General features: G+C 39.9%; 10 protein-coding genes and 1 tRNA gene. 3 read left to right on the top strand and 8 right to left on the bottom strand.

Features of this window, described 5'->3' with window-relative positions; all coding sequences use genetic code 11:
• Positions 1–71 precede the first annotated feature (71 nt).
• The 6 genes from M5U24_RS02085 to M5U24_RS02060 all read right to left on the bottom strand — a co-directional run bounded on the left by M5U24_RS02085 (position 72) and on the right by M5U24_RS02060 (position 6,234).
• Positions 72–145, bottom strand: a tRNA-Gly gene (locus M5U24_RS02085).
• Position 146: 1 nt separating this feature from the next.
• Positions 147–1,160, bottom strand: coding sequence for a TIGR01212 family radical SAM protein (locus M5U24_RS02080; protein ID WP_157820316.1), 1,014 nt, complete (start codon positions 1,158–1,160; stop codon positions 147–149).
• Positions 1,161–1,374: 214 nt separating this feature from the next.
• On the bottom strand, positions 1,375–2,631 hold the full coding sequence (locus M5U24_RS02075; protein WP_164995153.1) for a tetratricopeptide repeat protein: 1,257 nt from the start codon (positions 2,629–2,631) through the stop codon (positions 1,375–1,377).
• A gap of 269 nt (positions 2,632–2,900) precedes the next feature.
• Positions 2,901–3,602 carry an MgtC/SapB family protein gene (locus tag M5U24_RS02070; RefSeq protein ID WP_099323832.1) on the bottom strand — a complete coding sequence of 234 codons (702 nt, stop codon included), beginning with the start codon at positions 3,600–3,602 and terminating at the stop codon, positions 2,901–2,903.
• A 207-nt stretch (positions 3,603–3,809) separates the two neighbouring features.
• A complete protein-coding gene (locus M5U24_RS02065) occupies positions 3,810–5,498 on the bottom strand; it encodes an HD domain-containing phosphohydrolase (protein WP_164995154.1) in 1,689 nt (562 codons plus the stop codon).
• Between the two features lie 235 nt (positions 5,499–5,733).
• Positions 5,734–6,234, bottom strand: coding sequence for a hypothetical protein (locus tag M5U24_RS02060; protein WP_205713309.1), 501 nt, complete (start codon positions 6,232–6,234; stop codon positions 5,734–5,736).
• Positions 6,235–6,689: 455 nt separating this feature from the next.
• On the opposite strand from M5U24_RS02060, the gene M5U24_RS02055 reads away from it, so the two are divergent.
• A complete protein-coding gene (locus tag M5U24_RS02055; RefSeq protein WP_099326944.1) occupies positions 6,690–8,612 on the top strand; it encodes a YgiQ family radical SAM protein in 1,923 nt (640 codons plus the stop codon).
• A gap of 143 nt (positions 8,613–8,755) precedes the next feature.
• Here M5U24_RS02055 and M5U24_RS02050 read toward each other — a convergent pair whose 3' ends face one another.
• A complete protein-coding gene (locus M5U24_RS02050) occupies positions 8,756–9,076 on the bottom strand; it encodes a multidrug efflux SMR transporter (protein ID WP_099323834.1) in 321 nt (106 codons plus the stop codon).
• A 591-nt stretch (positions 9,077–9,667) separates the two neighbouring features.
• On the opposite strand from M5U24_RS02050, the gene M5U24_RS02045 reads away from it, so the two are divergent.
• The gene (locus M5U24_RS02045) at positions 9,668–11,017 is read left to right on the top strand and encodes an MATE family efflux transporter (protein WP_099323835.1); all 1,350 of its coding nucleotides are present in this window, start codon (positions 9,668–9,670) and stop codon (positions 11,015–11,017) included.
• A gap of 358 nt (positions 11,018–11,375) precedes the next feature.
• Here M5U24_RS02045 and M5U24_RS02040 read toward each other — a convergent pair whose 3' ends face one another.
• On the bottom strand, positions 11,376–12,389 hold the full coding sequence (locus M5U24_RS02040) for an NAD-dependent epimerase (protein WP_099323836.1): 1,014 nt from the start codon (positions 12,387–12,389) through the stop codon (positions 11,376–11,378).
• A 229-nt stretch (positions 12,390–12,618) separates the two neighbouring features.
• On the opposite strand from M5U24_RS02040, the gene M5U24_RS02035 reads away from it, so the two are divergent.
• A complete protein-coding gene (locus M5U24_RS02035; RefSeq protein WP_099323837.1) occupies positions 12,619–13,617 on the top strand; it encodes a magnesium transporter in 999 nt (332 codons plus the stop codon).
• Positions 13,618–13,678: the final 61 nt, after the last annotated feature.

Here is a 13,678-nt window from a genome sequence, read left to right as displayed (position 1 = left end):
CAGCAAGTGAATATCATTTAATCGGGAATTATACAATTGTTCAGGTTAAACTACGATGGTATTTTGTGAAATGGAGCGGGCGATGGGAATCGAACCCACATATCTAGCTTGGGAAGCTAGTATTCTACCACTGAATTACGCCCGCCTTAAAACCCTATGATATGTAATCTTGATTCGTTTAAATTTGGTTTTTGACTACTGTTTATTATCGTTGAAGCGTCACAAAGACTCCCCTGATACGCACCTCTTTTTTCCAACTCCTGTGTAATCATTGTTGTGATGCTCGACTTACCGGCTTTCCACACGGGAGATATAAGAAAGTTGCCATGAGTATCACCTACTAATCTTTGTATCGTAACATCCGGAGGTATACGTTCCAGAAAATCTGCAGCCAGCCGCACATATTCATGAATATCCAGGGTTGTCACATTCCCTTTAAAATATTCTTCAGCCAATGCGGTATTCTTTGCCACATACAGATGATGCAATTTGATCCCCTGTATACCCATCTCCGCAACCGCATCCGCGGTCTTCATCATATCATCGTCAGTCTCGAAGGGGAGTCCCAAGATAACATGAACGCATATATTGATGCAAGTTTTTTTTGTAAGGTTTATTGCTTCAACAAAAGATTTATAATCGTGCCCTCTGTTAATGCGCTTCAAAGTTTCTTCATGTATGGATTGAAGCCCGTATTCAATCCATACATGATATTTTTCCGTGTAGCTATTGATAAGATTTAAAATGTCCTCATTAACGCAATCAGGCCTGGTACCAATGGAAAGGCCAACTACATCACTGTCTGACAATGCCTCTTCATAGCATGCTTTTAGTGTATGAAAATCAGCATACGTGTTGGTAAACGATTGAAAGTAGGCGATAAATTTTTCAGCGCCATACCTTTGTTTTTGAAACGATTTCCCTTTTCTAATCTGTTCCGTTATCGATAAAGAAGGTTTCCTTACATTTGGACTAAAACTTTCATTCGCGCAATACGTACATCCGCCCACTCCGGACCGCCCATCCCGATTTGGGCAGGTAAAACCCGCATGAAGCGCTATTTTATGCACTTTGAAAGGAAACTGTTGTTTTAGATATTCGCCAAAAGAGAAAAATCGATATTTATACGAATAATCCGTTTGAGTCTTTAAAACAGACATTTTATTCATGCGGCAAATCTAACAAGAATATGAGGCATTATCAAATACAAAACATTCCGGCTCACTATTAAACTGTCAAAATTTCCAAAGGAAACGCTATTGATTGTAATTGTATCCGAATCTGTCTTATGAAAATATAAAAAAGAGGGTTTAAAACCCTCTTTCTCTAATAAGTTATATTTTGTTTCTCTTGTGCAAAATACCCTTATTAACATTAATCCAAGCAATTATGTATCAATCTCTTATATTCCGAATATTCCATTTGCGCTTCTTCTTTCATCCCTTTTCGTTCGTATATAAGGGCTAAACCATAATGTGCTTTTGCAAAATTGGGGTCAATGCGAATCGTCTCTTCAAGCGCTCTGGCAGCCTCGTCCAATCTCCTGTCTTGTGAATATGCATTCCCCAGGTCAAAGTATATTTCAGGATTGTATGGATTTATTTCGATCGCCATCTGTAATGAAGTAATCGCTTCATCTAATGCCCTCTTATCTGAATAAGGGTTTTTTATATTATAATGTGCTGAAGCCGCTTTTTGAACTGAAGAAACGGCTTTAACAAGTGTTCGTTTATTTGCGTATGCCAAACCCAGCCTGTAATGAGCGTCGGCATTATCGGGGTCAAGTTTTACAACAGTTCGAAATTCTTCAATCGCATTATCAAATAATTTTTCATCAGAATATACAATTCCCAGGCTATAGTGCACCTGTGGATTCTTAGCATCGATTTCTATCGACTTTTTGTAAGAAGCCACAGCCCCATCAACGTTTCCCTTTTCATAAAATGTCAAACCAAGATGATAATGTGCCAGTGCGTGCCTGGGATTTATCTCTGTAACTTTGCTAAACGCATTCAACGCGTTATCAGGAAGTCCGTTATTCAGATATATTTGCCCCAGAAAAAAATGGGCATCGGTATAATTAGGATTTATCCCAACAGCATCTAACAGAGTTTGAATTGCTTCTTCAGTTTGATCGTTATTTACATAAACAACACCAAGATTGTACATTGTTTCAACGGCTTTTGGATTTATTTTCAGGGCGTTTTTGTATTCAGAAACAGCCTCGGAATATTCCCCCTGCACACGGTACACATCCCCAAGTTTCTCATGCGCCAGGAAACTATCGGTATCTAATTGCAGTGAAGAACTAAGGGTGGCTTTCGCATTATCCCACATTTCTTTTTCCATATAAAGCAACCCTAACTGAAGATATGCTTCTTTATATTTAGGATTTATTTCAACCGCTTTTACAAGTGCTGAAATCGCTTCGTCCAGCATTGTCCGGCTATTATATGCAATTGCAAGATTAAAATGCGCCTCTGCCAGCCCGGGATTAATGCGAATCGCTTTTTGGTAAGAACTAATTACTTCATCAGGCATATCCACCTTTGAACACCCGCATATGCCAAGAGAAACTAATACTGCCATTATTATCGGTCTGTAAAATGGCCATACTAGATTCTTTATCATTACAGATTCTCCCATAAAAGTGCTGTCAGTAAACTATTAAGCAAATACAATTACTTTGAGAATTGATTACACTTATATACCTACGCTAAAACCCGTTGCCCATTGAGAAAAAGAGTCAAACACTTATGCATTGGATTATTTATCATCTTAATGATTTGTTTTCTTACAAAGAAACCATGCTCTTTGCCGTTAGGTTTAAGGGAATATATCAAATAGCCTATATATTGTCAAATGTTTATTTTATAGCTATTTAGACAATTTAGAGGCTGTTATTCCCAACCAAGTTTTCTTATTTCTTTAATAGATCGAACAAACTCCTCAGACACTTTTGAAACCGAAATACTCTCCTTAAATCTCACACTAATATCATACAAAATTTCATCTTTTACCAGGTCTCTTTCGAATCCATAATGTTGCATTTCCATTGAATTTTTTCTCAATATTTCCAAAATCACTTCCAGGCACGATTGCGTGCCCGCGATACACAATTTTAATGTCTGATATTTATCCCGCCTTACGTTCTTTTCGAAAAAAGGCACAAAGAATAATGTGAAGAACACTATCACCGTTGTAATCAGCGCAGGGATAAAACAATTACTCCCTATCGCCAATCCAATGCCGGCGACCACCCATAAGGATGCCGCAGTAGTCAATCCCCTCACCGATGCCTTAAATCTCATAATTGTTCCTGCCCCTAAGAACCCAATACCAGTCACTACCTGAGCCGCTATCCTGGCAGGATCAATCCTAATGACCGAATCATCAGAATATATTTTATATTTTTCAAACATGTTTTCCGAAACCACCATCATTAACGTCACACCAACACATACCAGGATGTGTGTTCGTAATCCTGCCGGCCTACCCCTTGTTTCTCTTTCCCATCCGATAATTCCTCCTAAAATAACCGCCAGCAGGAGTTTTCCAATGGCAGTTTCAAATCCACTCAATATGCTTAAAATATGACACATAATCTCTCCTTATCTCCCAAAACACACCGTTTGTTTTCTTCGCTTATTGAACAACCTGGAATAACGCATGTTGTTATTTTTTACCGCGCATATAACTACAAAATATAATTACCCAATATCCTGTGGAAAATAAAGAATTCCTTCCAAAATTCCCCCTTAATAAAGGGGGATTGAGGGGGGTTGTTACCGCAAGATACCGGGTAATTACTACAAACTATACTCATCCTTATACTCTTCTGCAATTTCAGCAAATATATGCTTAATCTCTAAAAATGCATTCACGATAACCGGATCAAAGTGAGCGCCGGAACACGCTTCAATCTCTTTTACCGCTTCTTCATGCGTCCATGCCTGTTTGTAGGGACGCCTGCATCGCAAGGCGTCGTATGCATCCGCAAGGGCGATAATCTTTGCGTGCAATGGAATCTCCTCTCCGGCTAATCCTTGCGGATATCCAGTGCCATCAAATTTTTCATGATGCATATAAACTATGCCCGCCGCCATTTCCAGCATTGGTTTTCCCCTTAACAATTCATACCCCAAAAGTGTGTGATTTTTCATTATTTCATACTTTTTTTTAGTTAATCTTTTTTTATCAAGCAATATTGTATCAGGAATCCCCATTTTTCCAATATCGTGCAGTGGAGAAAACAGTTCGATATCTTCACAATATTTTTTCGGCATATCAAGATGTTCTGCGATTCTCCGTGAATACATACCAACACGTATTACATGCTTTTCCGACTCGTCGTCCCTCATTTCAGCAATGTCAGCTATAGCACGGTAAACATCCATGCGGATATTCACCTCATCTTTTGTTCTGTCCGTTACATCGAGTGGAAACCAAATATAGTTGATAATGTTGCCTTTTATATCAAAAATGCCATTAATTATCAAATGTACCCAGACAAGAGAACCCTCTTTTGATCTGTTTGGCAGTTCTCCTTCCCAAAACGCAATTTCGGGATTCGCAAGGGAATCCCATAGTTCTTTAAAAAACACTTCATACCCTTTTTCTGAAATACCCAAATCACCATAGACTGAACGGTCAGGATTAATAATATTGACATTTTCCCCTATCATTTCATCCTGCGAAAACCCGTATACCTTTTCAATAGCCGGATTAACAAATACCATCTTCCCCGCCGTATCAGTTATTATTATGCCTTGCATTGACTTGCATAGCACTTCAAAATAAAGCCTGCGTTCATTATTTGCCTTCGATAGATGTTTATCAATCTGATCTAAATCGATATTTGCCATTTCCAAATCACGTTCATATCTTCTAATAATAAAACCTGCAAATATATACGTTGCCAATCCCAATATAACCGATACCATAACGCCAATAATTACATGAGTATAGACAAAGCTTTTCAATTTTGTTTTTAACTCCGGGAAGTGCTGATGAACAAAAAGACGAATATCCGTATTATCAACCATAGACATTGCAACAATAGTAACGGCGTCTCCTTTATAGAAGACCCCTTCAAAGATATTATTATCGGCAAAATCCTGGTACCGGTATTTTTCAGGACTGTTTAATCTTGTAAAATAACCGTCATTTACATTGAGATTGCTTTTCAGTTCAAGACCTGGCATTGCGATGACTCTTCCTTCGCCATCCACAGCACAAACAAACCCTTTATTCGGGATTATAACTTCATTGCAAATATTCTGTATCAAGTGGATCTGCCTTGGCCTGGGCAATTCAGATAACATATACCTGGCAAAAGATTTTATAATCGTATTTGCTATGGTTTTATTATCCTGCACTATTTGATGCTTTAATTCGCGTAAAACAGATTTATACGACACGCCTACAAATAACGCAGCACCTATGAGTGCTATTAACAAAACACTACCCGACAAAATCCATTGCATCCTTAATTTCATAATTTGCGCCTTATTTTGCCTAAAAAACATTTTACGATGTACGAATTCTTCCCTCCCCCTTTTGGGATAGGCCAAGGGGTGATCGTATTACAATTGTAGTTTCTTTTTTATTAATTATAGTATCTTCCAAAAAAAAGGGGTAACATTAATCAATGATAATGTCACCCCTCTTTATAATCCACCTGAAAGAAACTCAGAAACAATTTATTTTTCTGCTATTTCATAATCCGATTTACTATTCATCTTCATCCTCATCTTCATCCTCGTCAACATCTTCGTCCTCTTCGTCCTCTTCGTCGTCTTCGTCCTCTTCCGCCATTTTCCCTTCTATTTTTTCCTTCACCTCAGCTCTTTTTGTTTCTATCTTCTCTTTAATATCCTTCTTTTTCGTTTCTATTTCTTCCTTCACTTCAGATCTCTTCATTTCAACATCTTCTTTTATTTTTGCCCTTTTTTCTTCTACAACCTCTATAGGTTCATCACGTCTCTTTCTTACCTCTGCTTTTTTTACTTCCTGTTCAATCTTTTTTTCTTTAGCCTTTACTTTATTTTCTGCCTTTTTCTTTTCAATTTTTGCTTTTTTCCTCGCGCGCTTCTCATCCGGAGATAACTTCTTATATTCATCCTTCTCCAATTCTTCGTAAGTCTTAGCATCCACTTTATTAACTACCGGACTTTGCAACCATAAAAGTGAAAACATAAAAGTTGCAAATACAACAAAAAAAACGTTCCTCATTATAACTCCTTCTAAATAGTACATTTTTGAAACCAAAGGGATTCACATCCCTATTTTTTCAATATTTAAGCCGACATAGCCAGAACCAAACAAACACAAAAACAGTCCTTAATCTGCAATCTGCAATTTGCCGACTGCCGACTGTAGATTGCTGACTGCGGAAGGCGTAATTAAACATTTTGCCAAAAAGCACGCACTGACGAATGGAAGTGTGCAAAGAAATTACTGATACTGATAAGAGTCTGATATGCTTTCAAATGCTATAGAAATCAACAAATATTGTCAAGTGGTATCTCCAGATATAACTTGTGTAGATTAGGCTCATGGTTTGGGAACGCTCTGTATTTTTCTATAAAAAGGTATTATACTTTTACTTCCATATGCATTGTTATATCAACCGGAAAGAATTGCTCCTCGATGAGCGTGATTGTTTAACTTCTCTCATGCCTGCCGTTATGAATAAACAAAACGAAATAACAAAATGGCTTCCTGTTACCAAAAAAGAAGTGGAAATGCGGGGATGGGGCCAACTGGACGTCATTCTTATATCAGGCGACGCATACGTTGACCATCCGGCATTTGGAGCTGCGGTGATAGGCAGGATTATCGAAAAAGAAGGATACAGGGTTGCAATTATTCCTCAACCAAATTGGCGTGACGATCTGCATGATTTCAAAATACTTGGCGCACCGGTATATTTTTTCGGGGTAACCTCTGGTTGTATGGACTCTATGGTGAACCATTACACTGCCAACAAAAGGCTCCGTTCCACGGATGCTTACAGCCCTGGCGGAAAAACAGGGTTGCGCCCTAACTATGCCGCCGTCACGTATACAAAAATATTGAAATCTCTCTACCCCGATGTCCCCGTCATCATTGGCGGTATTGAAGCTTCCTTACGAAGGGTGACGCACTATGATTACTGGTCGGACAAACTGATGCCTTCTCTTCTTGAAACAAGCGGAGCCGATTTACTGGTGTATGGAATGGGAGAAATGCCCGTGAGAGAAATCCTTAAACTTTTAAAAAAAGGGGTACCCCTCCACCAACTGACTATGGTGAAACAAACGGCTTATCTCCGGAATCAAGGCAACGGCATGCCAAAAAACAAGCATTGGAACGACATTTATATACATTCCCACCAGAAATGTTTGGAAGATAAAAAGGCATTCGCCGCAAATTTTAAACAAATAGAACAGGAATCAAATAAGGTTTTTGCCGACCGCATTATCCAAACTATTGGAGAAAAAACGCTGATTATCAATCCGCCATTTCAAACAATGACCGAAGAAGAAATTGACGCTTCTTTCGAACTGCCTTACACAAGACTCCCCCATCCGATATATAAAACGCTTGGCGCTATTCCCGCGTATGAAATGATTAAATTTTCGATCAACACGCATCGCGGATGTTTCGGCGGATGCAGTTTTTGCACCATCTCTGCGCATCAGGGAAAGTTCATTGCCAGCCGTTCACAGTCTTCTATTATGAGAGAAGTGGAACAGGTAACCAACATGCCGGATTTCAAAGGCTATATTTCAGACCTTGGCGGCCCATCCGCCAACATGTATAAAATGAAAGGCAGAATACAGGAAATATGTGATAAATGCATCCGCCCTTCATGCATTTATCCCGCTGTTTGTGACAATCTCAATACAAACCATTCTCCGATAACCGAAATTTATCGCAAAGCCGATGCGCATCCAAAGGTGAAAAAGGCATTTGTAGGCAGCGGCATCCGGCACGATTTATTGACAAAAAGCTATAATAAAAAAGCCGACACATCCATTTACGACTATTTGGAACAGCTTTTAACCCGGCATGTTTCCGGGAGGTTAAAAGTTGCCCCTGAACATACTTCCCCGACAATCCTTAAATTGATGAGAAAACCGTCATTTGAACATTTTAAGGAATTTAAAAAGCTATTTGACCGTATTGATAAACAACACGGACTCAATCAACAGCTTGTCCCCTACCTCATCTCCAGCCACCCGGGATGCACGGAAGACGACATGGCAACCCTTGCCGCAGAAACCAGGGAACTCGGATTCCATCTGGAACAGGTGCAGGATTTTACTCCCACACCCATGACCGTTGCAACCGTCATGTACTACTCCGGCTACCATCCCTATACGCTTAAAGAATATTACGTACCCAGATCAATCCGTGAAAAAAAGGAACAGCATCGTTTCTTTTTCTGGTATAAGAAAGAAAATCAGGATTGGTTAAGGAAGAAACTTTTTGCGTTGAAAAAACCGGATTTGCTCAAAAGGCTTTTCCCCTTCGGGAAAACAAAATCACACCCGCAAACAAAACCCATCAGTGAAATAATGTCCCACAGACCGCCTAAACAAAAGCAGCGAAGGGATGCGTTCTAATCTGGTGGGTGCACTCCGATTTACCCATCATTACATACAAATGATGGTTCTCACGCGGGTTTTAGGCCTTGTAGCCTGCCCCCAGGTTTATGCAGTCAATTTCCGAAAAGAGGGATACGTGGGAAGGAACAACCTGGAAATCACTACGAATAAGACAGTTTTAATGCAATTATTCCTGCCACTATCAGCAGTACCGATACTATCCTCAAAATATTTGCCGGGTCTTTGAACATAATTATGCCAATAATAAATGCGCCAACAGCGCCAATTCCGGTCCAAATAGCATATGCCGTACCCATCGGTATTGTCTTTTGCGCCAACCACAAGAATGCGCCGCTGAAACCCATAGACGTAACAGCAAATATAACACACATAACTTTGTGCTCTGTTGTCTGTGAAAGCTTTAAGCCCAGCGGCCAACCTATCTCAAATAAACCCGCAATAATCAGATATATCCAGGCCATTATCGCTTACCTCTTATTTTTCGGCTGATAAAAAACGGTATCGCATAACGCAGCGCACTACCGGCGGGTAATAAACCGCAGGGCAATTGCGGCCAGGTTACAGCGCATTGTCACGCATTCAATCTCGTTCCCAAGCTCCACAAACCTTGCCAAAATGGAGATTTTACCCTATTTTGCGATATTCACTCCACATTTTAATGGAAAACAGTACTTGTGAAACAAGGATAACAAAACTTGGAATTTCAGCAACTGGAATCCCGATATTATTTGTTATTTGGAAATTGTTATTTGTAATTTGCAATTTGTTATTTATAACACTATTGATACGGAGAATTGAAACAGATGTTTATGCAGTTGTCTCGCCTATCCTGCTCACGGTCAAAAGCCGTAAACAACACAAAACGTTTCGTTTCACTTGTACACAATTGAACCAGAAATGAATGGATTTAGGCTGCTTAGCAGTTCTGCCTCACAATGACACACGGGGATTAACTTAGTTATCTATTTGCAAATGCAAGCATTATGACCACTGCAACCCTGCAGCCCGTATAAATATTATGAAAATTCTTATACGCACACTTATCAATCACTATGCCACTGCTTGAACTAACAGAAAAAAACCTGAATAAGAATATCTTAAGACTCTGCATACCAGTCGCTATTGAAAACTTGCTCCATATGAGCGTTTTTATTTCTGACACTATAATGGTAGGCAGGCTCGGAACAGACGCCATTGCCGCTGCAGGTCTGGCTGGCTCCTTATTCTTTTTCATCTCCCTGGTCACCACCTCTTTGAGCTATGGCGCTTCAAGCATCGTGGCAAGACACATTGGCGCAAAGGAAAAAGACCATGCGCAACTTGTGGCGTCACAGGCGCTCCTCATTGCACTCTTTATGGGAGTACTCATCTCGCCGTTCCTGATATATTTCGCAAGGACTATTTTTATCCTGATGAGTGCGGAGCCAAAAGTAGCGGATATTGGAGAGAGGTATTTTCAAATTGTCTCCGGTTTTTTAGTTTTTCGCCTCATTATTTTTGTAAGCAGCGACATCCTTCGGGGCGCGGGGGACACCAAAACGCCAATGAAAGTGACTTTCATCGTTAACTGTTTTAATATCTTATTCAACTGGTTGCTTATTTTCGGAATAGGGCCATTTCCCATGCTTGGTGTGGCAGGTGTGGGATGGGCAACCGCAATTTCATTTGCGACCGGAGCGGGTTTGCTGTTGTCAAGGCTTTTCAGTGGAAAATGCATCGTGCACCTTCAATACAACACTATAAAAAAACTACACGTTGCCTCTATCAGGAGGATTATTCATATTTCATTTCCCGCCACCATTGACGCCCTTCTCACACAAATAGGGTTTTTGTTCTTCACGAAAATTGTCGCCATACTCGGCACCGTTCCGCTGGCCGCGCATCAGATAGCCATACGCATCGAATCAATGTCGTTTATGCCTGGATTCGCCATCGCGGTATCCACCGCCACATTGGTTGGACAGAGCCTCGGTACGAATAACGTGCCTCTCGCTCTGAAAAGCATGAAACGCAGTTGCCTCTTTTCCGTTTGTTTTATGTGTTTCTTTGCCATTATTTTCATTGTTTTCCCGTCACAAATGGCAAAAATGTTTAACCCCACTCCAGATGTACTCTCTTTGGCAGTCGTGTGCATCATGATTGCCGCCATTGAGCAGCCAGCGCTGGCAATCTATATGGTTTTTTCCGGTGGGCTACGCGGGGCGGGAGACACATTAAGCCCGATGCTCATAACCATTGCCGGTACACTGTGCCTGCACCTTCCCTTTGCCTACCTGTTTGGAATCAAACTTGGATGGGGATTGGGAGGCGTATGGCTGGGAGCGGCAATCGACTGGATATGCCGCGCCATTGCTATCTTCATTCTCTATAAAAGAGGCAGATGGAAAACCATTATCGTATAAACAATAGTCACCGTTCACAGGGTTTAAGTTATTGCTAAAATGGTACTTAATAAATTATGAATTTATCACAAAAAAATTGAATTGCTAAAGCGCTTATTTTCTGCGCATTAAATTTTTGGTAACAAGCGCATCTTTAGTATCTCGCATTTCGTGCTTGCTTAAAAACTCTAGTTCCCAGGTTCCGGCTTGGTAACGAGAAGGAATCCACCCCCTGCACCCCCGCCAGCGGGGGACACTCTCACCCTTTGGAGGGGATAAGGGGGAGGATTTTGGAATTTGTTTCGGATTTCGTACTTCGAATTTCGTATTTTTTATTTCCTGCTTCTTTGGTTCTGGCTATGCCAGTTTAGGAATAACTTTATCTCACATTGAAATACCATTTATACCAGTCGGTAAATTTTTTCAAACCTGTTTCAATTGGTGTCGCGGGTTTAAAACCAACGTCTTTTATCAGTTCATCAACATTTGCGTACGTAACGGGAACATCTCCCGGCTGCATGGGGAGCATTTTTTTCACTGCTTTTTTCCCCAAGTACTCCTCTAATATCGCAACAAACCTAAGGAGTTCCACCGGTTTATTATTACCTATATTGTACACCCTGTAAGGAGCATTACTGGTGGCGGGGTCGGGATTCTCTCCGTCCCAATCAGGATTTTTACAAGGTATCCTCATCATAACCTTTACTACTCCTTCAACAATATCATCAATATAGGTAAAATCACGTTTCATTTTTCCATGATTAAATATATTGATCGGTTTTCCTTCGATAATTGCCTTCGTGAAGAGAAAGTAAGCCATATCCGGCCTTCCCCAAGGACCGTACACTGTGAAAAAACGCAGTCCCGTGCAGGGGATGTTGTATATGCCGGAATAGGTATGCGCCATAAGTTCATTGGCTTTTTTGGTTGCCGCATATAAAGAAGCGGGGTGGTCCACGTTGTGATGTTCGGAAAAGGGAATTTTTGTGTTCTTTCCGTAAACAGAGCTGGAAGATGCGTAAACAAGATGTTGTACGTTATTCTGCCTGCAACCCTCCAGTATATTGATGAATCCGACTATATTGCTATCAATATATGCGTGTGGATTAATGAGAGAATATCTTACCCCGGGTTGTGCGGCAAGATTGATAACACCATCAAACTTTTCTTTTTTAAAAATTAATAAGAGGGCGTCTTTATCAATTATGTCCAACGTATGAAAAGAAAATTGTTTGTTATTTATAAGTTGTTTAACCCTATCATGTTTCAATGTTGTATCATAATAATCATTTATGTTATCGATACCCGTAACATTGAATCCTGATGCTAATAATTTTTTTGAAACATAGTAACCAATAAACCCTGCCGCTCCGGTGACAAGTATCTTTTTCATCCGAAAATACCTCTGTGTTAAATTTATAAAGTATGATTCGTTAAATAGTTTCAACCATTATTGTAGAGACGCACGGCCATGCGTCTCTACTTAACCAAGTAGATGTTGACATTATCCATTTAGTTTTTTTATTATACCGCTATCATAAATCTCAACCCTAACTATCTTTTAGCAAATTTACCTCCTACTCACGGGAGTCATTCTTAATATAGAAAAGAATAGTGCAATCATGTTGTTTCGCAATAAAAAATTAAGAAATTCAGACCCTGACTATAGTGCCAAAATTAAATATTCTACTGAAATGCTTGCTGTTTCGGAAGATAGTACAATTGAAACTGCTTTTGAATTTATCCGTGACAGTAAGCTCGCTGGTAATATTTTTTATTGCTATGCCACTGATAGTGAAGGAAAATTGACGGGCATAATACCTTTAAGAAAACTTATCACTTCTCCCAAAAAAGCAAAGATTTCTGATATTATGATACGCAACCCCATCAAACTATTCATGGAAACTTCTTTAGATACAGCGCTTGAATATTTTTTAATGTATAAATTCCTGGCCTTCCCTGTTGTTGACGAACAAGGAAAACTTATTGGCGTTACACGGGTTAATAATTTAATAGAAGACACAATAGCAATTGAAGAGGATGTGACGCGGGCACGGGATGACCTGCTCAATATAATCGGTATAAAACTTGAAGAATTTCGAAAACCTTCTGTTTTCAAAAGCACCTTTTTACGATTCCCCTATTTACTTTTTAACATTCTGAGCGGAATTACTTGTGCGCTGATTGCAAACCTGTTCAGCGTCACCTTAAACAAGTTTATTTTTATCGCATTCTTTATAACGGTAATTTTAGGTCTTGCAGAAAGTATGGGCACGCAGGCAGTTGCGGTTACTCTTTCTTCATTTGGAAGAACTATAAAAATGAAAGGGATTGTTCTTTACGAGATACGCATCGGTTTCAAAATAGGCGCTCTGTGCGGCGGAATCATGTACCTGGTGTCTTTTTTCTGGCTACATGAACAGGTATTCTCTATAGTCCTGTCTCTTACAATCCTATTTACCATCGTTACCGCTTCTTTCCTTGGATGTATTTTACCGATACTCTTTAAGAAGATGGGTATTAATCCAACCCATGCCTCGTGCCCACTTGTATTGGCAATTTCCGATATCATTTCGCTGACCACATATTTTTCGCTCGGGACATATCTTCTTAAACCGTAGTGAGGGCTGAAGCGATACCCGCGAAACGTTGACAGTCATTGTATTAAAGAAATACCAGAAA

It is taken from the genome of Candidatus Kuenenia sp. (genome assembly GCF_027493735.1).
Classification (GTDB): Bacteria; Planctomycetota; Brocadiia; order Brocadiales; family Brocadiaceae; genus Kuenenia; species Kuenenia stuttgartiensis_A.
This window is presented reverse-complemented; position numbering and strand designations above follow the sequence as displayed.